This window comes from Pseudomonas sp. B21-035, from assembly GCF_024748945.1.
GTDB lineage: Bacteria > Pseudomonadota > Gammaproteobacteria > Pseudomonadales > Pseudomonadaceae > Aquipseudomonas.
In genome coordinates, this window is record NZ_CP087179.1 from 3,987,358 (window position 1) to 4,010,435 (window position 23,078).

Below are 23,078 nucleotides of genomic sequence, written 5' to 3' on the forward strand. Positions count from 1 at the left end.
CCCGGGTAAAGAAAAGGAACCAGGTGCCCGCCTGACAGCGGCGGGCACGTTGCGCGGGCAATCAGATCGGTACCAGGTGCCCGTCTTCCAGGCGCAGTACGCGGTCCATCTGGCGCGCCAGGTTGAGATCGTGGGTCACCACCAGGAAGGCCGTCTGCGAAGAGCTGCTGAGCTCCTGCATCAAGTCCTGGATACCCTGGGCGGTGTGATGGTCGAGGTTGCCGGTAGGCTCGTCGAGCATCACCAGCCCCGGACGGTTGACCAGCGCCCGGGCGATGGCCACGCGCTGGCGTTCGCCACCGGACAGCTCGGCCGGCTTGTGGCTCAGGCGATGGCCCAGGCCGACGCGCTTGAGCAGCGCTTCGGCGCGCTCGCGGGCTTCGGGGATGGCGGTGCGACCGATCAGCAGCGGCATGCACACGTTCTCCAGCGCCGTGAACTCCGGCAGCAGGTGGTGGAACTGGTAGACGAAGCCCAGGGCGCGGTTGCGCAGCAGGCCACGGGCGCGTTCGCCCAATGCCGAGAGCTCTTCGCCGGCCAGCCAGACGCTGCCTTCGGTCGGGGTATCGAGGCCGCCGAGCAGGTTGAGCAAAGTACTCTTGCCTGAACCGGAGCTACCGACGATCGCCACCCGCTCGCCCGGGTGCAGCTCCAGCTGCAGGCCGGACAACACCTGGACTTTCTCCGGGCCTTCCTCGTAGGACTTGCCCAGGTTGCGGCAACTCAGCACTGCTTTATCACTCATGCCCAACTCACTCATAACGTAGCGCCTCCGCAGGCTGGGTGCGTGCCGCACGCCAGGCCGGATACAGGGTGGCGAGGAAACTCAGGACCAATGCCGCGCCGCAGACCATCCACACGTCCTCGGCCATGATCTGCGATGGCAGGTAGTCGATGAAGTAGACGTCGGCATTGAGGAACTTGTGCCCGATCAGGGTCTCGATGCCGGCAATCGCGGCGCTGACATTGAGCGCGGCGAAAATGCCCACCAGCGCGCCGATCAGGGTGCCGACCACGCCGATCACCGTGCCCTGGACCATGAAGATGGCCATGATCTGCCCCGGCGTCGAGCCCAGGGTGCGCAAGATGGCGATGTCGCCCTTCTTGTCGTTGACCACCATCACCAGGGTGGAAATGATGTTGAACGCGGCCACCGCGACAATCAGCAGCAACAGCAGGCCGATCATGGCTTTTTCCATGCGGATCGCCTGGTACAGGTTGCCGTGGCTACGGGTCCAGTCGCGGGCGTAGAACTCCTGCTCGCCCAGCTTCTGGGCGATGTCCCAGGCAACCCGGGGGGCCTGGAACAGGTCGTCGAACTTCAGGCGCAGGCCCTGCACCTGGTCGGCTTTCCAGCGGTGCAGGCGCGACAGGTCCGACAGGTTGGTCAGGCCCAGGTAGCCGTCGATTTCACCGGCGCCGACATGGAAGATGCCGACCACGGTAAAGCGCTTCATGCGCGGGAACATGCCGGCCGGAGTGACGGTGACCTCGGGGGCGACGAAGGTCAGTTTGTCACCGATGCCGACGCCCAGCTTGGCCGCCGCCTTGTCGCCGATCATGATGCCGAAGCCGCCAGGGGCCAGGTCATCGAGCTTACCCTCGCGGATAAAGTCGTCGATGATCGAGACCTTGCGCTCCTGGGCCGGGTCGATGCCGTTGAGCAGCACCTTCTGCACCTTGCCGTCATGGGTCAGCAGGCCCTGCATCTGGGTGAAGGGCGCCACCGCCAGAACCTGCGGGTTCTGCTTTACTTGACTGGCAAGGGCGGGCCAGTCGTTGATCGGCTGGCCGGTTTCCAGTGTGGCGTGGGGCACCATGCCCAACACCCGGGTGCGCATCTCGTGATCGAAGCCATTCATGACCGACAACACCACGATCATCACGACAACGCCCAGGGCGAGGCCGATCATCGAGGTCAGGGAAATGAACGAGACGAAGTGGTTGCGACGCTTGGCACGGGTATAACGCGTGCCGATGAATACGAAGAGAGGTCTGAACATGTCGGGGCTTGTTCGGATGAAAGAGGAACGTCCTTGTGGCGGGGCTTGATTAGCAGCTTTACACTCAGACCACCGCCGCTACCATGGGTTCGCCATGTCGACATTAGATGAAGAAGATCGCCGCGAATACTACCGTATCGAGGATCGGATCGCACTGGAAATTAGCCCGTTGAGCGCCGCCGAAGCGCTTGGCACAGACTTGTTGCAAGATACTTCACCGCTGTTCAACCTGCTCAGTGAACTGCACCTGAGCGAGTTCGAGTCCCAGCACCTGCTGCGCCAGCTCAGTGACAAGGACCGCACCCTGGCGGCCTTTCTCAAGGCCCAGAACAAACGCATCGACCTGCTCAGTGCCGTGGTTGCGCAGACCCTGCTCGGGCAATTGAGCGCGCCGCAGGCGGTAGTGCTGTCCGAGGGCGGCATCGAGTTCAACCGCGCCGAGCCGCTGGCGGCCGGCGAGCGCGTGGCCGTGAAGATGGTGCTGATGCCCCAGGCCCTGGGCCTGCTGCTGCGCGCCAAGGTCACCCATTGCGACCGCCAGGCCGACGGCCAGTACGAGATCGGCACCGAGTTCGTCGACACCACCGACGCCCAGCGCCAGCTGCTGGCCCGCTACATCCTGCAACGCCAAGCGCAACAACGACGCCAGGCCCTGGAGCAGAACGACCCAAGCGCCTCCTGAGTTTCACTTATTTGTTGAAGGAACAGACGTGACCACGATTTACGGCCACCGCGGCGCCAAGGGCGAAGCCCCCGAAAACACCCTCACCAGCTTCCAGCAGTGCCTCAAGCATGGCGTGCGCCGCTGCGAGCTCGACCTGCACCTGTCGGCTGACAACCAGCTGATGGTGATTCACGACCCCAGCCTCAAGCGCACCACCGGCCGGCGCGGCAAGGTGGTTGAACATAGCGCCGCCGACCTTGCCACCTACGACGCGCGCAAGGGTGGCCCGGGCTGGGTCTCGCCCTGCCCGATCCCGCGACTTGAGGAGCTGTTTGAAAAGTGCGATTTCGAGCACTGGCAGCTTGAGGTCAAGAGCGCCTCGCGCACCCGCGCCGCCACCACTGTGCTGGCGATCCGCGAAATGGCCCAGCAGTTCGGCCTGCTCGACAAGATCACCATCACCTCAAGCTCACGGGAAGTGCTGGGCGCAGCGCTGGAGCTGACTCCGGATATTTCCAGGGGACTGGTGGCCGAGTACGCCTGGCTCGACCCGCTGAAGGTCGCCCAGAACTACGGCTGCAACTTGCTGGCGTTGAACTGGACACTGTGCACCCCCGAGCGCCTGATCAAGGCCCAGCGCCAGGGTTTGCACGTGTCGGTGTGGACAGTCAACGAGCCGGCGCTGATGCGCAGGCTCGCCGACTTCGGCGTAGACAGCCTGATTACAGACTTTCCCGGTTTGGCCAGCGCCACCCTCGAGAATCGCTGAAATCGGTCTCCCCGGCCGGCTCAGGCCACCGGCCGGAGCCGCTCAAAAAAGCCGGTTGAGGCCGTCGTAAGCCGCTACCCGATAGGCTTCGGCCATGGTCGGGTAGTTGAAGGTGGTGTTGACGAAGTACTTCAGGGTATTGCGCTCACCCGGCTGGTCCATGATCGCCTGACCAATGTGAACGATCTCCGAGGCCTGGTAGCCGAAGCAGTGCACGCCGAGGATTTCCAGGGTTTCGCGGTGGAACAGGATCTTCAGCATGCCTTGTGGCTCACCGGCAATCTGCGCCCGGGCCATGCTCTTGAAGAAGGCCTTGCCCACTTCATAAGGCACCTTGGCCTGGGTCAGCTCCTGCTCGTTCTTGCCGATCGAGCTGATCTCCGGAATGGTGTAGATGCCGGTCGGCACATCGTTGACGAAGCGCCAGCTGCCATTGTCGACGATACTGCCGGCAGCCGAGCGGCCCTGGTCGTGGGCGGCACTGGCCAGGCTCGGCCAGCCGATCACGTCACCGGCACCGTAGATGTTCGCCACGTGGGTGCGGTAGTTTTCGTCGACTTCGATCTGGCCACGGCTATTGACCTTGATGCCGATGTTTTCCAGGCCCAGCTTGTCGGTGTTGCCGGTACGGCCGTTGCACCAGAGCAAGGCATCGGCCTTGATCTTCTTGCCGGATTTCAGGTGCAGGATCACCCCGTTGTCCAGGCCTTCGACACGCTCGTACTCTTCGTTGTGGCGCACGGTGATGTTGTTGTTGCTGAAGTGGTAGCTCAACGCCTGGGAGATTTCCGAGTCGAGGAAGCTCAGCAACTGGCCGCGGTTGTCTACCAGCTCTACCAGCACACCCAGGCCGCTGAAGATCGAGGCGTACTCGCAGCCGATCACGCCGGCGCCGTAGACGATCAGTTTGCGCGGGGTGTGGCCGAGGCTGAGGATGGTGTCGCTATCGTAGATTCGCGGGTGGTGGAAATCGATATCGGCCGGGCGATACGGGCGCGAACCGGTGGCGATGATGATGTGCTTGGCCACCAGCTTCTCGACCACGCCGTTGGCGCAGACCACTTCGATGGTCTGCTCGTCGGCGAAGCTGCCGGTGCCGAAGAACACGTCGACGCGGTTGCGGGCGTAGTAGCCGGTGCGCGAGGCCACCTGCTTGGAGATCACCTTCTCGGCGCTTTTCAGCACGTCGGGGAACGAGAACCAGCGCGGCTCACCAATGGCCCGGAACATCGGGTTGGTGTTGAACTGCATGATCTGGCGCACCGAGTGACGCAGGGCCTTGGACGGAATGGTACCCAGGTGGGTGCAGTTGCCGCCGACCTGGCGACGGCTATCGACCATCGCCACCTTGCGTCCTGCTTTGGCAGCATTCATTGCCGCCCCTTCTCCTGCGGGGCCGGAACCCAGCACCACTACGTCGTAGTTGTAGACAGCCATGCGTACTCCTTCAGAACAGGCCCACGCGCCACATCGGCGGGCGGGGCTACCTCATGTCGCCAGCGGCGCCATGCAAAAATTCGGGTGCAGTCTAATCAAGCTTGAACGCCGCGCACATTAACCCTTGGTCGCGTCGTAGGCTATTTTTCTCTGCACTACATGTATTCATTGTCAGTTCACCAGCACCTGGGCAAACGCCGGCGTGCTGCGGGAGACGAAACCATCGGCAACCCGGGTCACGAACACTGCGCCAATCCCGTGCCGAAGGGCAAACTCCCAGCCGCGCTCAGGCCCGAGAATCAGCAGCAAGGTCGAATAACCATCAGCCATCAGCGTCGAGCGGTCAAACACCGTCACCGAGGCCAGCTCGTGTTTCACGGGTTTTCCCTGGCGCGCATCGAAGGTGTGTGAATAGCGCTGGCCATTCTCCTCGAAATAATTGCGATAGTCACCGGAGGTCGATACACCAAACCCGTCCACGTCCAGCACTTGCTGGGCTATCTGGCGGTCAGCGCGGGGCAGTTCCAGCGCCACTTTCCACGGGCTGCCGTCGGCCTTGCGCCCGATCGCCTTGAGTTCACCTGTCGCCTCGACCAGCAAATCCGCGACCCCCAGGGCTTTTAACCGCTCCACCAGCAGGTCTACCGCATGCCCGGCGGCGATGCTGTTGAAGTCCACTTCCACCGGCGCATCCTTGCACAGCTGCTCGCCAACTATGCGCAAATGCCCATGCCCGACCCGCTGGCGAGTGGCAGCCAGGGCCTGGGCATCCGGTACTTTTTCCATCCGCGACTGCGGGCCAAAGCCCCACAGGTCGAGCAAGGGCTCCACGGTCAGGTCAAAAGCGCCGTCACTTTGCTGCGCCAGTTGCTCGCCGACCCGCACCAGTTGCAGTACATCGGCCGGCATCGACTGACAGCTATTGGCCGGCAGCCTGTTGAAAGCTTCGGTCAAAGAATCACTACGGTAGGTGGAAAAACGCCTGTCGACACCCTCGAGAATCCGCTCGACCTCGCGCTTGACCAGCTCCGGTGCCGGCCCCTGGGGCGTACGCACATACTGCACGGTGTAGCTGCTGCCCATGGTCGGGCCACTGATGCGCTCCAGGGTGTTGCCTTGCCCGCACCCGGCCAGGCCCAGCATCACACCGATCAACACTGCCTTGCGCATCCAGCCTCCTGGGAAAGTTCAGGCAAAAAAAACGGGAACCCTGAGGTTCCCGTCTTTCACGATCAAGCCAAGCTTAGCGTGGGAAAGCAGGCGGATTGACGCCAGCCATGTCTTCCATCACGCGCACTACCTGGCAGCTGTAACCAAATTCGTTGTCGTACCAGACGTACAGGACAACACGGTTATCGTTGCAGATGGTGGCTTCGGCATCGACCACACCGGCGTGGCGCGAACCGACGAAGTCGGTGGAGACCACTTCCTGGGAGCTCACGTAGTCGATCTGCTTGTGCAGGTCCGAGTGCATGGCCATCTGGCGCAGGTACTCGTTGATCTCTTCGCGATTGGTGGCTTTTTCCAGGTTCAGGTTGAGGATGGCCATCGACACGTTCGGCGTTGGTACGCGGATCGCATTGCCGGTCAGCTTGCCCTTGAGCACTGGCAGTGCCTTGGCGGCTGCAGTGGCGGCACCGGTCTCGGTGATAACCATGTTCAGCGGCGCGGCGCGGCCACGACGGCTGCCCTTGTGGAAGTTGTCGATCAGGTTCTGGTCGTTGGTGAACGAGTGAACGGTTTCAACGTGGCCGTTGACGATACCGAACTTGTCGTTGACCGCTTTGAGCACAGGAACGATGGCGTTGGTGGTGCAGGAAGCCGCGGAGATGATCTTGTCATCAGCGCTGATTTCGCCATGGTTGATGCCGTGCACGATGTTCTTCAGCGCGCCCTTGCCAGGTGCGGTGAGGATCACGCGGGCCGCGCCCGGGCAGGCCAGGTGCTGGCCCAGGCCGTCGGCGTCGCGCCATACACCGGTGTTGTCGACGATCAGGGCATTCTCGATGCCGTACTGGGTGTAGTCGACTTCGCTCGGGTTCTTGGCGTAGATAACCTGGATCAGGTTGCCGTTGGCGGTGATGGTGTTGTTGGCTTCGTCGATGGTGATGGTGCCATCGAACGGGCCGTGCACCGAGTCACGACGCAGCAGGCTGGCACGCTTGACCAGATCGTTCTCGGCGCCTTTGCGCACGACGATGGCGCGCAGACGCAGGCCGTCGCCACCACCGGTTTTCTCGATCAGGATGCGCGCCAGCAGGCGGCCGATACGACCGAAGCCGTACAGCACGACGTCGGTGCCTTTGCGTGCCGAAGCGTTTTGCTGGCCAACCACGTCAGCCATTTCTTCACGCACGAACTGCTCGGCAGTACGGCCGTTGCCTTCTTGCTTGAACTTGTTGGCCAGCTTGCCCAGGTCGACCGAGGCGGCGCCCAGTTTCAGCTCGCTCATGGCTTTGAGCAGCGGGAATGTCTCGTGTACAGACAGTTCGGTTTCGTCGGTCTGGCGATGACGGGCAAAGCGGTGTGCTTTGAGGATCGAGATCACCGAGCGGTTGATCAGGCTACGGCCATAGATCGAGCTCACCACATTGTTATTGCGGTAGAGCTGACCGATAAGCGGGATCATCGCTTCTGCAAGCGCTTCACGATCAATCCACTCACCAAGACACTGGTCGGGCTTCTGAGTCACGGGAACCTTCCACATGTAGGGACAGAAAAAAGGGGCTACATTATGACGCCCCGCAGCCCATCGGGCAATGAGCGCCTGTCGCCAGCATCGCACTACATGCTTTTAGCCTGCACAAACCTGACAGCGCGGGCCTGCGCCCGGTACAATTGGCGTCTTTGTCGCAACGCTTGGAGCTCGACCTCCCGTGCCTGTTCTGCGTCTACCGCACCTGCCGGCCACTGCCGGCAAACAAACCTGGGGCAACCTGCCGGGCGCCGCCCTGAGCCTGGCCATTGCCGAAGCGGCCAGCGCCGCCAAACGCTTCACCCTGCTGCTGACCGCCGACAGCCAGAGCGCTGACCGCCTCGAGCAGGAGCTGCGCTTTTTTGCGCCCGAGCTGCCGGTGCTGCCGTTCCCCGACTGGGAAACCCTGCCCTACGACCTGTTCTCGCCGCACCAGGACATCATCTCCCAGCGCATCTCCAGCCTGTACCGGCTGCCGGAGCTCGATCACGGCATTCTCGTGGTGCCGATCACCACCGCCCTGCACCGCCTGGCGCCGACGCGCTTCTTGCTCGGCAGCAGCCTGGTGCTGGACATCGGCCAGAAGCTCGATGTCGAGCAGATGCGCACGCGTCTTGAAGCCAGCGGCTACCGCTGTGTCGACACGGTCTACGAGCACGGCGAATTTGCCGTGCGCGGCGCCTTGATCGACCTGTTCCCGATGGGCAGCAAGCTGCCGTACCGCATCGACCTGTTCGATGACGAAATCGAGACCTTGCGCACCTTCGACCCGGAAACCCAGCGCTCGATCGACAAGGTCGAGTCGGTGCGACTGCTGCCGGCCCGCGAGTTCCCGCTGCAAAAAGATGCGGTGACGCGTTTCAAGGCGCGCTTTCGCGAGCGCTTCGACGTTGATTTTCGCCGCTGCCCGATCTTCCAGGACCTTTCCAGCGGCATCACTCCGGCCGGCATCGAGTACTACCTGCCGCTGTTCTTCGACGACACCTCGACCCTGTTCGACTACCTGCCCCAGGACACCCAGGTGTTCTCCCTGCCCGGTGTCGAGCAGGCCGCCGAACACTTCTGGAGCGATGTACGCAACCGTTATGAGGAGCGTCGCATCGACCCGGCGCGGCCGCTGCTGCCGCCGGCCGAGCTGTTCATGCCGGTGGAAGACTGCTTCGCCCGGCTCAAAAGCTGGCCGCGGGTGGTGGTCAGCCAGGATGACCTCGACAGCGGGGTCGGCCGCGAACGCTTCCCGGCCCAGGTCCTGCCCAACCTTGCCATCGAAGCCAAGGCCAACCAGCCATTGGCGGCGCTGTCGGGGTTTCTCGAGACGTTCCCTGGCCGCGTGCTGTTCACTGCCGAATCGGCGGGGCGCCGCGAAGTATTGCTGGAACTGCTCGAACGCCTGAAGCTGCGCCCGCAGACCGTCGACAGCTGGAGCGCTTTCGTCGCGGGCAAGGCGCGCCTGGCGATCACCATCGCCCCGCTGGACGAAGGCCTGCTGCTGGACGACCCGGCCATTGCCCTGGTCGCCGAGAGCCCGCTGTTCGGCCAGCGGGTGATGCAGCGCCGGCGCCGCGACAAGCGCAGCGACGCCAACAACGATGCGGTGATCAAAAACCTCACCGAGCTGCGCGAAGGCGCGCCGGTGGTGCATATCGACCATGGCGTGGGCCGCTACCTGGGCCTGGCGACCCTGGAAATCGACAACCAGGCCGCCGAGTTCCTCACCCTCGAATACGCCGAGGGCGCCAAGCTCTATGTGCCGGTAGCCAACCTGCACCTGATCGCCCGCTACACCGGCAGCGACGACGCCCTGGCGCCGCTGCACCGGCTCGGCTCCGAAGCCTGGCAGAAAGCCAAGCGCAAGGCTGCCGAACAGGTGCGCGACGTGGCCGCCGAACTGCTCGACATCTATGCCCGCCGCGCCGCGCGCAAGGGCTATGCCTTCGCCGACCCGTCGGTGGACTACGCCACCTTCAGCGCAGGCTTCCCCTTCGAGGAAACCCCCGACCAGCAGAGCGCTATCGAGGCGGTGCGCGAGGACATGCTCGCGGCCAAGCCGATGGACCGCCTGGTGTGCGGCGACGTCGGCTTCGGCAAGACCGAAGTGGCCATGCGCGCAGCCTTCATTGCCGTGCATGGCGGTCGCCAGGTGGCGATCCTGGTGCCCACCACCCTGCTCGCCCAGCAGCACTACAACAGTTTTCGCGACCGCTTTGCCGACTGGCCGGTAACGGTTGAAGTGATGAGCCGCTTCAAGTCGCCCAAGGAAGTCGCTGCCGCGGTGGCGGACCTGGCCGAAGGCAAGATCGACATCGTCATTGGCACCCACAAGCTGTTGCAGGACGACGTCAAGATCAAAGACCTGGGCCTGGTGATCATCGACGAAGAACACCGCTTCGGTGTGCGCCAGAAAGAACAGCTCAAGGCCCTGCGCAGCGAGGTGGACATCCTCACCCTGACCGCCACGCCAATCCCGCGCACCCTGAACATGGCCGTGGCCGGCATGCGCGACCTGTCGATCATCGCCACGCCGCCGGCACGCCGGCTGTCGGTGCGCACCTTTGTCATGGAGCAGAACAAGAGCACGGTCAAAGAGGCGTTGCTGCGTGAGCTGCTGCGCGGTGGCCAGGTGTACTACCTGCACAACGATGTGAAAAGCATCGAGAAATGCGCCGCCGACCTCGCCGAACTGGTGCCGGAGGCCCGCATCGGCATCGGCCACGGGCAGATGCGCGAACGCGAACTCGAACAGGTGATGAGCGACTTCTACCACAAGCGCTTCAACGTGCTGATCGCCTCGACCATCATCGAGACCGGCATCGACGTGCCGAGCGCCAACACCATCATCATCGAGCGCGCCGACAAGTTCGGCCTGGCCCAGTTGCACCAGTTGCGCGGCCGGGTCGGGCGCAGCCACCACCAGGCCTACGCCTACCTGCTCACCCCGCCGCGCCAGCAGATCACTCCGGACGCCGAGAAGCGCCTGGAAGCCATCGCCAACACCCAGGACCTGGGCGCAGGTTTCGTCCTGGCTACCAACGACCTGGAAATCCGCGGCGCCGGCGAGCTGCTCGGCGAAGGCCAGAGCGGGCAGATCCAGGCAGTCGGCTTCACCCTGTACATGGAAATGCTCGAGCGCGCGGTCAAGGCCATCCGCAAGGGCGCCCAGCCGAACCTCGACCAGCCGCTGGGCGGCGGCCCGGAAATCAACCTGCGCCTGCCGGCGCTGATTCCCGAGGACTACCTGCCGGATGTCCACGCGCGGCTGATCCTCTATAAGCGCATCGCCTCGGCGGTGGATGAAGACGGCCTCAAGGACCTGCAAGTGGAGATGATCGACCGCTTCGGCCTGCTGCCGGAGCCGACCAAGAACCTGGTGCGCCTGACCCTGCTCAAGCTGCAGGCGGAAAAACTCGGGATCAAGAAAGTCGATGCCGGGCCCAATGGCGGCAAGATCGAGTTCGAATCGGAAACCCCGGTCGATCCGCTGGTGCTGATCAAGCTGATCCAGAGCCAGCCAAAACGCTACAAGTTCGAAGGCGCCACCCAGTTCAAATTCCTGGTGCCGATGGAGCGTCCGGAAGAACGCTTCAACAACCTTGAGGCGCTGTTCGAGCGCCTGACCCCACAATCTGCGTGAAGGAAGTTCCATGCGTGTAATGCGTAGCCTGACCCTGCTGCTGGCGCTGATCGCCCCGGCAGCCTTTGCCGATGGCACTTTTCAGGTCGAAATGATCCTGGTACGGCAAAACGCCGTGCCGGCGATCACCATCAAGTCGGCTCCGGAAGACTGGCGCAACGGCGCCCAGGCCATCCAGGAAGGTGACCTGCGCCAACCGGCGCTCAATGACGAAGCGGCCAAGCTTGCCGCCGACCCGCAGTACACCGTGCTGCTGCACAAGGCCTGGAAACAGGACGCAGGCACAGTGGCGATCAGCGACGGCGAAGAACACTTCGGCCAGTTCCCCATCGCCGGCAACCTGAGCATCAAGGAAGAGCGCTTCATCGCCGCAGAAGCCAACTTCTGGGTCAACCAGTTCGACGGCAACGGCAGCGTGCTGCAGAGCGAAGCATTCAAGCAGAGCAACAGCAACATGAAAAATGGCGAGTTGACCTTCTTCGATGGCGGACACCTGGCCGTGCTGCTGAAAGTTACTACCCACCGCCCAGTCAGCGCCCCCGCTGCGCCTGCGGAGATGATGGAGCAGTAACCCGATGCCTAACGATGGTCTTGCCCCCACACCTCACCTGATCCTGGGCAGCCACGAGTTCAGCGCCTACGTGCCGCAAACCGGCCGGATGCAGCGCCAGCACCAGCACCGGGCGGCGCTGTCGTTCAACTATGACGGCATTCGTGCCAGCGGCAGGCAAGGCAAGGAAGCCGGCCGCCTGGACGTCAGCAGCCAGCGCATACAGCGCCACGCCGAAGCCGAAAGTCAGATCCGCCAAACCCTTCAACGCCTGGGCTTCAAGGTCGCCACCCGGCAAAGCAAAGCCTTGCCGGAGAGTGCCGGCGACCTGCTGGAGCTGGCTTCCGAAGCGGCCTGGCTGCGTTTCATGCTCAACGATCTGCCCAGCCTGCGCGAGCAAGGCTGGGAGATCGAGTACACCGAGGACTTCGCCTTCAACCTCGCCGAGGTTGACGACTGGTATGCGCACATCGACGAAGCCAGCGGCCGCGACTGGTTCGACCTGGAGCTGGGCATCGAGGTCAATGGCCAGCGCCTGAGCCTGCTGCCGATTCTGCTCAATGTGCTACGCAGCCACCCGGAGCTGCTCAACCCGGCGCAGCTATACAAACGCCGCGATGACGAGCAGTTGCTGGTGCAGATCCCCGCCCCCGCCGGTGAAGCACGGCGCAATCTGCAAGTGGCCTTGCCCTACGGCCGCCTCAAGCCGGTGCTGGCCACCCTGGGGGACTTTTACCTGCGCGAACCCGGCGAAACCAGCGTGCGCCTGCCAACCCTGGACGCCACCCGCCTCAACGACCTGGAAGACCTGCCGTTGAGCTGGCAAGGTGGCGAACAGGTGCGCAGCCTGGGCGAACGGCTGCGCGATATTCGCTTACAGCCGGCACAAACCCCGGATGGCCTGAACGCAACCCTGCGCCCCTATCAGCTCGAAGGCCTGAGCTGGATGCAGGCCCTGCGCGAGCTGCAGGTTGGCGGCATCCTCGCCGACGACATGGGCCTGGGCAAAACCCTGCAGACCCTCGCCCACCTGCTCTGCGAAAAGAACGCCGGACGCCTGACCCGCCCGGCGATGGTGGTGATGCCTACCAGCCTGATCCCCAACTGGCAGGACGAAGCTGCGCGCTTCGCCCCTGGCTTGCGCGTACTGGCCCTGCAGGGCATTGGCCGGCGCAAGCATTTCGACAACCTGCAGGACTACGACCTGCTGCTGACCACCTACGCCCTGCTGCCCAAGGACCTGGAGCACTTCAAGGGCCTGATGCTGGATGTGCTGATCCTCGACGAAGCGCAGTACATCAAGAGCCCGAACAGCAAGGCGGCCCAGGCGGCGCGCCAGCTCGACGCACGCCAGCGCCTGTGCCTGAGCGGCACGCCGCTGGAAAACCACCTGGGCGAGCTGTGGTCGCTGTTTCACTTCCTGCTACCTGGCTGGCTGGGCGATGCCAAGGCCTTCAATCGCGACTACCGCGTGCCGATAGAGCGCCAGGGCAACGATGAACGCCTGCAGTACCTGAATGCGCGAATCAAGCCCTTCCTGCTCAGGCGCACCAAGGAGCAGGTGGCCACCGAACTGCCGGCCAAGACCGAAATGATCCACTGGGTCGAGCTAAGCGATGCCCAGCGTGACGTGTACGAAACCATGCGCCTGGCCATGGACCAGAAAGTGCGCGCCGAAATCACCCGCAAGGGCGTGGCGCGCAGCCAGATCATCATTCTCGAAGCACTGCTCAAGTTGCGCCAGGTGTGCTGCGATTTGCGCCTGATCAACAGCGAAGCCTCGACCGCGCGCGGCGCCCACTCCGGCAAACTCACCAGCCTGATGGAAATGCTCGAAGAACTGCTGGCCGAAGGGCGACGCGTCCTGCTGTTCTCGCAGTTCACCAGCATGCTGCGGCTGATCGAGGCCGAACTGCAGCACCGCGGTATCGCCTATGCCCTGCTGACCGGCGAGACCCGCGATCGCCGCTCGCCGGTGCAGGACTTCCAGAGCGGGCAATTGCAGATCTTCCTGATCAGCCTCAAGGCCGGTGGTGTGGGCTTGAACCTGACCGCTGCGGACACCGTGATCCACTACGATCCGTGGTGGAACCCGGCCGCAGAAAACCAGGCCACCGACCGTGCCTATCGCATCGGCCAGGAGAAGCCGGTGTTCGTCTACAAGCTGATTACCCGGGGCACGGTGGAAGAAAAGATCCAGCAGTTGCAACTGGAGAAATCGGCGTTGGCGGCGGGTGTGCTGGATGGGCGTCAGGCGGGGGACTGGCGTTTGGCGGCGGAGGATATCGATGCGTTGTTTGCGCCGTTGCCGGGGAAGCGGCACGGCACAAGATCTGGTTGAATTCATCGCGGGTCAAGTCGGATCGCCGTACCGCCGCTCCCACCCTGTGGGAGCGGCGGTACGGCGATCCGACTTGACCCGCGATTGCCATCAATCGACCAGTTGCGCTTCCTTGAGCGCCCCCAGGGCCTCCAGCCAGCGCGGCTGCTGGCGATAGTCGGTACGGGCAAAGCCCTGCCCACGCATCTGCGCAATCCGCGGCGAAGGCTTGACCTTCAGGCGCTGGGCCGCGCTCAGGGCAAGTTCCGCCGCCGCACGGTCATTGCACACCAGGCCCATGTCGCAGCCGGCACTCAGCGCCGCTTCGATGCGGCTGGCCGCATCGCCGACCACGTGGGCGCCAGCCATGGACAGGTCATCACTGAAGATCACCCCGTTGAAACCCAGCTCGCCACGCAGGATGTCCTGCAACCAGCGGCGGGAGAAACCGGCCGGCTGGTTGTCGACCTGCGGGTAGATCACGTGGGCCGGCATTACTGCCGCCATTTGCCCGCTCAAGCGGGTGAACGGCACCAGGTCGGCTGCGCGGATCTGCTCCAGGCTGCGCTCGTCGGTAGGGATCGCCACATGGGAATCGGCCTCGGCCCAGCCATGACCGGGGAAATGCTTGCCGCAAGCGGCCATGCCCGCAGCGTTCATGCCGCGGATAAAAGCACCGGCAAGCAACGTGGCGCGCTGTGGATCGCCTTCAAAGGCACGGCTGCCGACCACCGCGCTGCGCTGGTGATCGAGGTCCAGCACTGGCGCAAAGCTCAGGTCCAGGCCCACCGCCAGCACCTCGGTGGCCATCAGCCAACCGCACTGTTCGGCCAAATAGTCTGCGTTGGCGTTGTCGGCAATCGCGCGCATCGCCGGCAGGCGCACAAAGCCCTGGCGCAGGCGCTGGACCCGACCGCCCTCCTGGTCCACCGCCAGGATCAGCTCCGGGCGAATGGCGCGAATCGAGGCACACAGCTCACGCACCTGGCGCGGGCTTTCAATGTTGCGGGCAAAGATGATCAGGCCGGCCACTTCGGGCTGGCGCAAAAGCTGGCGGTCCTCGGCGGTCAGCCAGGTACCGGCGATGTCGACCATCAGGGAGCCTTGCAGGCTGGCACTCATAATTGATCCTTCAGTTGACGCTGATGTGAGCCCATAGGGGGCACGCGGCTTCGTCGATCTGCACCGGGCAATGCACCGGCACCTGGTCGAACAGGCTCAGCAGGTCGGCGTTGCGCAAGCGCACGCAGCCATGGGACAACGGCACACCCATAGGTTCGCTATCGGGCGTGCCATGCAGGTAGATGTAACGACGAAAGGTGTCGACCGACCCCAGGCGATTGACGCCCGGCTCGCAACCGCTGAGCCAGAGAATGCGCGTAAGGATCCAGTCGCGACCGGGAAATTGTTCATGCAGCTCGGCCGACCAGGTCTCGCCAGTCCAGCGCCGCCCGCGCAGCACCGCGCCTTGCGGCAGGCCGGCGCCGATCTTGGCACGCACCTGGTGGCGCCCTCGCGGCGTGCAACCTGAACCATTGAGCTCGCCCGCGCCATTGCGCGCAGTGGAGATCTCGAGGCGCAGGCGCAACTGCCCCTGGGCGAACCCATAGAGGCATTGATCAGCGAGGGAAATATGCAGGAAATCGAGACTGGCCATGGGGCGCTAGCTTAGCCGATGCGGCCCGCCGCGCCCAGCCGTGGCATCAGGCCTTGGCGGCGACCGGAGCGCTGGAGGACTTGCTGCGCGGGCGCAGCTGCGCGGCAGCCATGGCCTCGTCGGTGACGCCGCTGTCGGCGCGCATGCCGGCGGCCAGGAACGGCACCATCAGGCGCATGACCTGCTCGATCGAGGTATTGATGCCGAAATCGGTTTCAGCAATGGCGCGCAGGGCCTTGATCCCGGACATGCTGAACGCCGCAGCGCCGAGCATGAAGTGCACGCGCCAGAACAGCTCGATTGGCGGAATGCGCGGCGCGGCTTCGTTGACCAGCAGCATGTAGCGGCGGAATACCTTGCCGTACATGTCTTCAAGGTAGCGGCGCAGGTGACCCTGGCTCTGGCTGAAAGCCAGGCCCAGCAGGCGCATGAAGATCGACAGGTCGTTGCCGCTGCGTGGCTGTACCACAAGCGCCTGTTCGACCAGCATCTCCAACAGCTCTTCAAGGGTGGGCTTTTGCTCGGGGCGGGCCTGGCGACGCTCCAGCTCGCGCTCAAGGCTTGCGCAGAACGGCCCGAGGAAACGCGAGAAAACCGCCTGGATCAGGGCCTTCTTCGAACCGAAATGGTAGTTCACCGCCGCCAGGTTGACGCCGGCCTTGCTGGTGATCAGCCGTAATGAGGTTTCGGCAAAACCTTTTTCCGCGAACAGCTGCTCGGCAGCATCGAGAATGCGCTCTACGGTTTCCGACTGGGCCATGACTTCTCCGCCTGACAAACACTTGTTTGAAACATACGTTTCAAAGTGGTGATTTGTCAAGTCCGCACAGCCGTTTTGCGGCCATATGGTCACGTATTAAACCATAGCTGCAAGCCACAAGCTGCAAGCGGCAAGAACGCCCCTGTGCCGTTTCTTGAAGCTTGGCGCTTGCAGCTTGCCACCCACTGTATATAATCCCAGTCACTGTATAAAAAGACAGAGCGATCGACATGCTAAAACTGACGCCACGCCAAGCTGAGATTCTGGCTTTTATCAAACGCTGCCTGGAAGACAACGGCTTCCCGCCGACCCGCGCAGAGATCGCCCAGGAGCTGGGCTTCAAATCGCCCAACGCCGCCGAGGAGCACCTCAAGGCCCTGGCCCGCAAGGGTGCGATCGAAATGACCCCCGGGGCGTCACGGGGCATTCGCATCCCAGGCTTCGAAGCCAAGCCCGACGACAGCGGCCTGCCGATCATCGGCCGGGTAGCAGCCGGTGCGCCGATCCTCGCCCAGCAACACATCGAGGAGTCCTGCAACATCAACCCGGGGTTCTTCCATCCGCGTGCCGACTACCTGCTGCGCGTTCACGGCATGAGCATGAAGGATGTCGGCATCGTCGACGGCGACCTGCTGGCGGTACACACCTGCCGCGAAGCCCGTAACGGCCAGATCGTCGTCGCCCGCATCGGCGATGAAGTCACGGTCAAGCGCTTCAAGCGCGAAGGCAGCAAGGTCTGGCTGATTGCCGAGAACCCCGAATTCGCCCCTATCGAAGTCAACCTGAAAGACCAGGAACTGGTGATCGAGGGCTTGAGTGTCGGCGTCATACGCCGGTAAAGGAGGCATCATGCAGTTCCCCCCTGCGTCACAGAACGTACCGCTGCAAGCACAATTGCCACTGTTCGAAGCATTCCTGGCCCAGCCGGTACTGCCCGGACTGAAAAACACCAGGCCTGCACCCCACCCCGGCGCGGCCCAGGTTTTCAGCGAGCTGTCCTTGCGTGGCGCACTGGGTAGCTGCCAGAGCCTGCTGGCACCGATGCTGCGTGAACTGAGCGAGTTGAGCGAAGAACATGACGCCCGCTGGCTGACCCTGATCGCTCCACCCGCCAGCCTGACCCAGGCCTGGCTGCGCGAGGCCGGGCTGAACCGCGAGCGCATCCTGCTGCTGCAACCGCGCGGCAACCAGAGCGCCTTGCAACTGGCCTGCGAAGCCCTGCGCCTGGGCCGCAGCCACACTGTGGTCAGCTGGCTCAATACCGTCAGCAGCAGCGCCCGTCAGCAACTGAGCAATGCCGCCCGTGCAGGAGACGCACAAAGCCTGAACATCCGCCTCGGCTGATATTCAGGTCTGTTTCAAATGTTGATTTCGCCAGGCTTCCTCAGGACGAGGAAGCCATGCAGGCGATCAGTGCAGAACCCGCGGCCCGTCGTCACGCTCGATCTCGCCTTCCACCAGCTTGCCAGCCATCTGCACGCCAACACTGAGCATGGCCTTGGCCACTTCGACGTGTTGACCCTGCAAAAAGGCTTTGGCGTCCTCGGAGAAATCCAGGGTTACCAACGAACCCTCGTCCTCGGCACGGCGCAGCTCGATCCGGCCATCAGGCAACTCGACAATTTCTAGAAAGGACGTTGGCATAAGGGGCTGTTCTCCACGAAAGGCCGGCATTGTACCAGCCGTTGCCCCAATCAGCACTCACTCAAACCCTCGCGAAAACGAACCGTAAGGCGCTTGAGATTTTGCCGCCAGCTTTCCAGCTCTTCGCGCGACAGCGCTGGCGCCTCGGGTTCGTCGAGGCTCACCGCCTGGATCAGCGGCTGGGTGACGTCGGTTTTTGCTGCTTTTTTCGCGACCGGCGGTCGGAACAAATCGGCATAAGCGTCAAGCAGTTGCGCCAGCCAGGTTTCGCGCTGCTCAGCCAGTTCGACCAGTTCGGCCATCTCTGGAATGGCAATGGCCTCAAGCACTTCGCGGGTCAGCAGCAGCTCGGCGCGGGGTGCGCCGGCCTGGGGCAAACGATAGAACCCGGCAATCTCGTGACACAAGCCCAGCAACGCGCCGTACAGGTGGAACAGCGCCGATTCGCGCTCGGCCTGGATCAGCGCCTGGGCGTTCATGGCCCGGCTCTCCTGCGCCTTGCCAAGGGCTTCGAGGGCCAGGCCTGCGAAGTAAATCTTCTGGTTGGTGCGGGTGTAGAGTTCCTGGGCCATCTGGGTGCCCTCCGAAAGGCTGCAAGGCGGTCTATCAATCTACACTAGTGCAGGCCTGAAAAGCATCGCGGGGCAAGCCCGCTCCTACAGACTGTAGGAGCGGGCTTGCCCCGCGATTTTTACCTGACCTGGCGATCAGCGCTTGTCTTCGACCTTCCAGGCATTGCCGTCGTAGAACGCACGCCAGCCAGTCGGCTTGCCGTCAACCTCGGTCTGCACGTACTGCTCCTTGGTCTTGCGGCTGTAGCGAATGACTGCCGGGCGACCGTCCGGGTCCTTCTTCGGCGCTTCGCAGAGGAAGTGGTACTTCGGATCGATCTCGTCCTTGTGCGGGATGATTTCGATCACCAGCGGTGCGCGGGTCTCGCGGTTTTTCGGGAACTGGCTGGCAGCCAGGAACAACCCCGAAGCGCCGTCACGCAGCACGTAGGTGTCGTTGACCTTCTCGCACTTGAGCTCCGGCATCTTCACCGCGTCCATCTTCGGCGGCGCCGCCTCGCCGCTCTTGAGCAGCTTGCGGGTGTTCTTGCATTCGGCGTTGGTGCAACCGAAGAACTTGCCGAAACGGCCGGTCTTGAGCTGCATCTCGCTGCCGCACTTGTCGCACTCAAGGCTCGGCCCTTCGTAGCCCTTGATGCGGTAGTTGCCTTCTTCGATTTCGTAGCCGGTGCAATCCGGGTTGTTACCGCAGATGTGCAGCTTGCGCTTCTCATCGAGCAGGTAGGCATCCATGGCAGTCGAGCAGATCGGGCAGCGGTGCTTGTTGAGCAGCACGCGCGACTCCGATTCACCCTCGTCATCGGCGGCGATCTCATCGCCAGGGACCAGGTTGACGGTGGCCTTGCAGCGCTCTTTCGGTGGCAGGCTGTAGCCCGAGCAGCCGAGGAACACGCCGGTGGAGGCGGTGCGGATCATCATTGGCCGGCCACATTCCTTGCAGGCAATGTTGGTCAGGGTCGGCTGGTTGGCACGCATGCCCTTCTCGCCGTCCTCGGCCAGCTTGAGCTTGTTGCTGAAGTCGCCGTAGAACTCGTCGAGCACGTTTTTCCAGTCGCGCTCGCCCTGGGCCACGTCATCGAGGTTCTCTTCCATGCCGGCGGTAAAGCCGTAGTCCATGAGGTTGGAGAAGCTCTCGGACAGGCGCTCGGTGACGATGTCGCCCATCTTCTCGGAGTAGAAGCGGCGGTTGTGCAGGGTCACGTAACCGCGATCCTGGATGGTCGAGATGATCGCCGCGTAGGTCGAAGGACGACCGATGCCGCGTTTTTCCATCTCCTTGACCAGGCTGGCTTCGGAGTAGCGCGCCGGCGGCTTGGTGAAGTGCTGGCTCGGGTCGAGCTGGATCAGCTTGAGCACTTCGCCCTGGTTCATTTCCGGCAGCACATCGTCATCGCCCGGCTTGCTCTGCTGCGGCAGTACCCGGGTGTAGCCGTCGAACTTGAGGATACGGCCCTTGGCGCGCAGTTCGAAGTTGCCGGCGGTGACGCTGACGGTGGTCGACAGGTACTGCGCAGGCGGCATCTGGCAGGCCAGGAACTGGCGCCAGATCAGCTCGTACAGACGCTCGGCGTCACGCTCCATGCCGCTGAGCTTGGTCGGATGGGTGTTAACGTCGGACGGACGAATCGCTTCGTGCGCCTCCTGGGCACCCTCTTTGCTGCCGTAGACGATCGGCGCTTCGGGCAGGTACTTCTTGCCGAACTCGCTTTCGATGTAGCTGCGGGCCATTTCCACCGCATCGACCGAAAGGTTGGTCGAGTCGGTACGCATGTAGGTGATGTAGCCGGCTTCGTACAGACGCTGGGCCATCATCATGGTTTTCTTCACGCCGAAGCCCAGGCGGTTGCTCGCGGCCTGCTGCAGGGTCGAGGTGATGAACGGCGCCGACGGCTTGCTGCTGGTCGGGCGGTCTTCACGCTTGGCCACGGTGTAGCTGGACGACTTGAGCTGCGCAAGCGCTGCCATGGCCTGGGCTTCGTTCAGCGGCTTGAAGGCTTCGCCGTTCTCGCGGGCCACTTCGAAGCGCACCTTGGCGTCCTTGGCGGTACCCAGGTCGGCGTGCACTTCCCAATATTCTTCAGGGATGAAGGCGCGGATTTCGCGCTCACGCTCGACCACCAGCTTCACCGCCACCGATTGCACCCGGCCGGCAGACAGGCCGCGGGCGATCTTGGCCCACAGCAGTGGCGAAACCATGTAGCCCACCACGCGGTCGAGGAAGCGCCGCGCCTGCTGGGCGTTGACCCGGTCGATATCCAGCTCGCCAGGCTGCGAGAACGCCTCCTGGATGGCTTTCTTGGTGATTTCGTTGAACACCACGCGCTTGTAGCGGCTGTCGTCCCCACCGATGGCTTCGCGCAGGTGCCAGGCGATGGCTTCCCCCTCGCGATCCAAGTCGGTTGCGAGATAGATGGTGTCGGCATCTTTGGCCAGGCGACGCAGCTCGTCGATGACCTTCTCCTTGCCCGGGAGAATCTCGTACTTGGCCTTCCAGCCGTGGTCAGGGTCGACGCCCATGCGCGCAACCAGCTGCTTGCGCGCCTTCTCTTTCGGCGACAGGGCCGGCGCTTCGCCCGCAGCGGCCTTGCCGCGCTTGGCGGCAGGCTCCTTGCTGGCGCTGGCCGAACCGCTGGTGGGCAGGTCTCGGATATGGCCGATACTCGACTTCACCACGTACTGGCTGCCCAGGTACTTGTTGATGGTCTTGGCCTTAGCCGGGGATTCCACAATGACCAGCGATTTGCCCATGGATCGGAAAATTCCTGAATACTGAAAATAAAAACACGGCAGGTACCTGACGCGGCACCGCTATATATAGTGGCAACAGAGTGAGGTCAAGCGCGGGGCTTTAGCCACCCTCGGCATCGGAGCGGGAAAACAGCTCGGTTTCAGCCTTGACCAAAGCAAAGCGCGGCACTTGCTCGCCGTCAACCTCGACCGACTCCAGAAACATCGAAAGCGGTCGCACCCACAGGCCGAATTCGCCGTACAGGGCTTGGTAGAACACCACCCACTCCTCGGTTTCGGAATGGCGCGCGGTGCCGAACACACGATACTCAGGCCCCTTGTAATGCCGGTATACGCCTGGTTGTATCTGCATGTTGCTCACCCTCTTGAAAAAAATTTGCTGCAAAAACAAAAACCGGGGCACCAGGCCCCGGTTTCCGTCCAGCGAAGCGTTAAACGCGTTCGAAGACGGTGGTGATGCCTTGGCCCAGGCCGACGCACATGGTCGAAACGCCGAAGGTCCCGCCATTCTGCTTCATGACGTTGAGCAGAGTGCCGGAAATCCGCGCACCGGAGCAACCGAAAGGATGGCCCAGGGCGATGGCGCCGCCGTGCAGGTTAACCTTCTCATCCATCTTGTCGAGCACTTTCAGATCCTTCAGCACTGGCAGGGCCTGTGCGGCGAAGGCTTCGTTGAGCTCGAAGAAGTCGATATCGGCGATCGACAGGCCCGCGCGCTTGAGCGCTTTCTGGGTTGCCGGAACCGGACCGTAGCCCATGATTGCCGGGTCGACACCGGCCACGGCCATGGAACGGATCACCGCCAGAGGCTGGATACCGAGGTCCTGGGCACGCTGGGCCGACATGACGATCATGCACGAGGCACCGTCGGTGATCTGCGACGAAGTACCGGCAGTCACGGTACCACCTTTGGGGTTGAAAGCCGGCTTGAGGGCCGCCAGGCTTTCCAGGGTGGTGTCCGGGCGAATGGTTTCGTCGTAGTCGAAGACCTTGAGGAAGCCGTTCTCGTCGTAGCCCTGCATCGGGATGATCTCATCCTTGAACTTGCCTTCGACCGTCGCCTTGTGGGCGAGCTGGTGCGAACGCAGGCCAAACAGGTCCTGCTGCTCACGGCTGATGCCGTGCATCTTGCCGAGCATTTCGGCGGTCAGGCCCATCATGCCCGAGGCCTTGGCGGCGTACAGCGACATGTGCGGGTTCGGGTCGACGCCGTGCATCATGCTGACGTGGCCCATGTGCTCGACACCACCGACGACGAAGACATCACCGTTGCCGGTCATGATCGCCTGGGCGGCGGTGTGCAGCGCGCTCATCGACGAGCCGCACAGGCGGCTGACGGTCTGGCCGGCAGCGGTGTGCGGGATCTGGGTCATCAGGGAGGCCATGCGGGCGATGTTCCAGCCCTGCTCCAGGGTCTGGTTGACGCAGCCCCAGATGACGTCTTCGACTTCGCTCGGATCGACCTTGGTGTTGCGCTCCAGCACCTTGCTGATCAGGTGCGCGGACATGTCTTCGGCGCGGGTATTGCGATGCATGCCACCCTTGGAGCGGCCCATCGGGGTGCGACCGAAGTCGACAATCACCACGTCTCTTGGATTCAGGCTCATATATTCACTCTCGCTCTATAT

General features: G+C 63.1%; 20 protein-coding genes. 7 read left to right on the forward strand and 13 right to left on the reverse strand.

What is annotated here, in order from left to right; translation table 11 throughout:
* Positions 1-61 precede the first annotated feature (61 nt).
* Positions 62-745, reverse strand: a complete 684-nt coding sequence (gene lolD, locus LOY22_RS18110) for a lipoprotein-releasing ABC transporter ATP-binding protein LolD (protein ID WP_176794235.1) — start codon at positions 743-745, stop codon at positions 62-64.
* 7 nt (positions 746-752) lie between these two features.
* Positions 753-2,003: a lipoprotein-releasing ABC transporter permease subunit gene (locus LOY22_RS18115; RefSeq protein WP_045194878.1), complete on the reverse strand. Its 1,251-nt coding sequence runs from the start codon at positions 2,001-2,003 to the stop codon at positions 753-755.
* Between the two features lie 94 nt (positions 2,004-2,097).
* On the opposite strand from LOY22_RS18115, the gene LOY22_RS18120 reads away from it, so the two are divergent.
* Positions 2,098-2,685 (forward strand): PilZ domain-containing protein, encoded by a 588-nt coding sequence (locus tag LOY22_RS18120; protein ID WP_045194879.1) that lies wholly within the window; start codon positions 2,098-2,100, stop codon positions 2,683-2,685.
* Positions 2,686-2,713: 28 nt separating this feature from the next.
* Entirely contained in the window at positions 2,714-3,436 is a 723-nt protein-coding gene (locus LOY22_RS18125; protein ID WP_045194882.1) for a glycerophosphodiester phosphodiesterase, read from the forward strand.
* A 42-nt stretch (positions 3,437-3,478) separates the two neighbouring features.
* Here LOY22_RS18125 and sthA read toward each other — a convergent pair whose 3' ends face one another.
* From sthA to LOY22_RS18140, 3 genes are all read right to left on the reverse strand, one after another.
* On the reverse strand, positions 3,479-4,873 hold the full coding sequence (sthA, locus tag LOY22_RS18130) for a Si-specific NAD(P)(+) transhydrogenase (protein WP_038994353.1): 1,395 nt from the start codon (positions 4,871-4,873) through the stop codon (positions 3,479-3,481).
* Positions 4,874-5,044: 171 nt separating this feature from the next.
* Positions 5,045-6,043, reverse strand: a complete 999-nt coding sequence (locus tag LOY22_RS18135) for an FAD:protein FMN transferase (RefSeq protein WP_258594343.1) — start codon at positions 6,041-6,043, stop codon at positions 5,045-5,047.
* Positions 6,044-6,116: 73 nt separating this feature from the next.
* Complete coding sequence (locus LOY22_RS18140; protein ID WP_045194887.1) at positions 6,117-7,580, reverse strand: glyceraldehyde-3-phosphate dehydrogenase; 1,464 nt, start codon at positions 7,578-7,580, stop codon at positions 6,117-6,119.
* A gap of 169 nt (positions 7,581-7,749) precedes the next feature.
* Between LOY22_RS18140 and mfd the strand changes: the two genes are divergently transcribed.
* From mfd to LOY22_RS18155, 3 genes are read left to right on the forward strand one after another with little or no spacing between them, the layout of a single operon-like run.
* Complete coding sequence (mfd, locus tag LOY22_RS18145) at positions 7,750-11,199, forward strand: transcription-repair coupling factor (protein ID WP_045194889.1); 3,450 nt, start codon at positions 7,750-7,752, stop codon at positions 11,197-11,199.
* 10 nt (positions 11,200-11,209) lie between these two features.
* On the forward strand, positions 11,210-11,770 hold the full coding sequence (locus LOY22_RS18150; protein ID WP_258594346.1) for a peptidoglycan binding protein CsiV: 561 nt from the start codon (positions 11,210-11,212) through the stop codon (positions 11,768-11,770).
* Positions 11,771-11,774: 4 nt separating this feature from the next.
* Positions 11,775-14,090: a DEAD/DEAH box helicase gene (locus tag LOY22_RS18155; RefSeq protein WP_258594347.1), complete on the forward strand. Its 2,316-nt coding sequence runs from the start codon at positions 11,775-11,777 to the stop codon at positions 14,088-14,090.
* Positions 14,091-14,180: 90 nt separating this feature from the next.
* Here the strand turns inward: LOY22_RS18155 and nagZ are convergent, their stop codons facing one another.
* The 3 genes from nagZ to LOY22_RS18170 are packed head-to-tail and all read right to left on the reverse strand — an operon-like array spanning position 14,181 to position 16,486.
* Positions 14,181-15,179, reverse strand: coding sequence for a beta-N-acetylhexosaminidase (gene nagZ, locus LOY22_RS18160; protein ID WP_177329147.1), 999 nt, complete (start codon positions 15,177-15,179; stop codon positions 14,181-14,183).
* A 22-nt stretch (positions 15,180-15,201) separates the two neighbouring features.
* Positions 15,202-15,726 (reverse strand): L,D-transpeptidase, encoded by a 525-nt coding sequence (locus LOY22_RS18165; RefSeq protein WP_258594348.1) that lies wholly within the window; start codon positions 15,724-15,726, stop codon positions 15,202-15,204.
* 46 nt (positions 15,727-15,772) lie between these two features.
* Positions 15,773-16,486 (reverse strand): TetR/AcrR family transcriptional regulator, encoded by a 714-nt coding sequence (locus LOY22_RS18170; RefSeq protein ID WP_045194900.1) that lies wholly within the window; start codon positions 16,484-16,486, stop codon positions 15,773-15,775.
* A gap of 230 nt (positions 16,487-16,716) precedes the next feature.
* Here LOY22_RS18170 and lexA point away from each other — a divergent pair, with 230 nt between their 5' ends.
* Positions 16,717-17,325, forward strand: a complete 609-nt coding sequence (gene lexA, locus LOY22_RS18175) for a transcriptional repressor LexA (protein WP_045194902.1) — start codon at positions 16,717-16,719, stop codon at positions 17,323-17,325.
* Positions 17,326-17,335: 10 nt separating this feature from the next.
* A complete protein-coding gene (gene sulA / locus LOY22_RS18180) occupies positions 17,336-17,830 on the forward strand; it encodes an SOS-induced cell division inhibitor SulA (protein ID WP_045194905.1) in 495 nt (164 codons plus the stop codon).
* A 66-nt stretch (positions 17,831-17,896) separates the two neighbouring features.
* On the opposite strand, the gene LOY22_RS18185 is transcribed toward sulA, so the two are convergent.
* From LOY22_RS18185 to fadA, 5 genes are all read right to left on the reverse strand, one after another.
* The gene (locus LOY22_RS18185; RefSeq protein ID WP_045194907.1) at positions 17,897-18,130 is read right to left on the reverse strand and encodes a hypothetical protein; all 234 of its coding nucleotides are present in this window, start codon (positions 18,128-18,130) and stop codon (positions 17,897-17,899) included.
* Positions 18,131-18,180: 50 nt separating this feature from the next.
* On the reverse strand, positions 18,181-18,702 hold the full coding sequence (locus LOY22_RS18190; protein ID WP_045194909.1) for a DUF6586 family protein: 522 nt from the start codon (positions 18,700-18,702) through the stop codon (positions 18,181-18,183).
* Positions 18,703-18,837: 135 nt separating this feature from the next.
* Positions 18,838-21,450, reverse strand: coding sequence for a type I DNA topoisomerase (gene topA, locus LOY22_RS18195; RefSeq protein ID WP_010226976.1), 2,613 nt, complete (start codon positions 21,448-21,450; stop codon positions 18,838-18,840).
* Between the two features lie 100 nt (positions 21,451-21,550).
* A complete protein-coding gene (locus tag LOY22_RS18200; RefSeq protein ID WP_045194911.1) occupies positions 21,551-21,802 on the reverse strand; it encodes a DUF1653 domain-containing protein in 252 nt (83 codons plus the stop codon).
* 79 nt (positions 21,803-21,881) lie between these two features.
* Positions 21,882-23,057, reverse strand: a complete 1,176-nt coding sequence (gene fadA / locus LOY22_RS18205) for an acetyl-CoA C-acyltransferase FadA (RefSeq protein ID WP_045194913.1) — start codon at positions 23,055-23,057, stop codon at positions 21,882-21,884.
* Positions 23,058-23,078 lie beyond the last annotated feature (21 nt).

Coding starts and splice junctions, on each gene's coding strand:
- lolD (WP_176794235.1), bottom strand. CDS start 745: ATGAGTGATAAAGCAGTGCTGAGTTGCCGCAACCTGGGCAAGTCCTAC.
- LOY22_RS18115 (WP_045194878.1), bottom strand. CDS start 2,003: ATGTTCAGACCTCTCTTCGTATTCATCGGCACGCGTTATACCCGTGCC.
- LOY22_RS18120 (WP_045194879.1), top strand. CDS start 2,098: ATGTCGACATTAGATGAAGAAGATCGCCGCGAATACTACCGTATCGAG.
- sthA (WP_038994353.1), bottom strand. CDS start 4,873: ATGGCTGTCTACAACTACGACGTAGTGGTGCTGGGTTCCGGCCCCGCA.
- LOY22_RS18135 (WP_258594343.1), bottom strand. CDS start 6,043: ATGCGCAAGGCAGTGTTGATCGGTGTGATGCTGGGCCTGGCCGGGTGC.
- LOY22_RS18140 (WP_045194887.1), bottom strand. CDS start 7,580: ATGTGGAAGGTTCCCGTGACTCAGAAGCCCGACCAGTGTCTTGGTGAG.
- LOY22_RS18150 (WP_258594346.1), top strand. CDS start 11,210: ATGCGTGTAATGCGTAGCCTGACCCTGCTGCTGGCGCTGATCGCCCCG.
- LOY22_RS18155 (WP_258594347.1), top strand. CDS start 11,775: ATGCCTAACGATGGTCTTGCCCCCACACCTCACCTGATCCTGGGCAGC.
- LOY22_RS18165 (WP_258594348.1), bottom strand. CDS start 15,726: ATGGCCAGTCTCGATTTCCTGCATATTTCCCTCGCTGATCAATGCCTC.
- LOY22_RS18170 (WP_045194900.1), bottom strand. CDS start 16,486: ATGGCCCAGTCGGAAACCGTAGAGCGCATTCTCGATGCTGCCGAGCAG.
- lexA (WP_045194902.1), top strand. CDS start 16,717: ATGCTAAAACTGACGCCACGCCAAGCTGAGATTCTGGCTTTTATCAAA.
- sulA (WP_045194905.1), top strand. CDS start 17,336: ATGCAGTTCCCCCCTGCGTCACAGAACGTACCGCTGCAAGCACAATTG.
- LOY22_RS18185 (WP_045194907.1), bottom strand. CDS start 18,130: ATGCCAACGTCCTTTCTAGAAATTGTCGAGTTGCCTGATGGCCGGATC.
- LOY22_RS18190 (WP_045194909.1), bottom strand. CDS start 18,702: ATGGCCCAGGAACTCTACACCCGCACCAACCAGAAGATTTACTTCGCA.
- topA (WP_010226976.1), bottom strand. CDS start 21,450: ATGGGCAAATCGCTGGTCATTGTGGAATCCCCGGCTAAGGCCAAGACC.
- LOY22_RS18200 (WP_045194911.1), bottom strand. CDS start 21,802: ATGCAGATACAACCAGGCGTATACCGGCATTACAAGGGGCCTGAGTAT.
- fadA (WP_045194913.1), bottom strand. CDS start 23,057: ATGAGCCTGAATCCAAGAGACGTGGTGATTGTCGACTTCGGTCGCACC.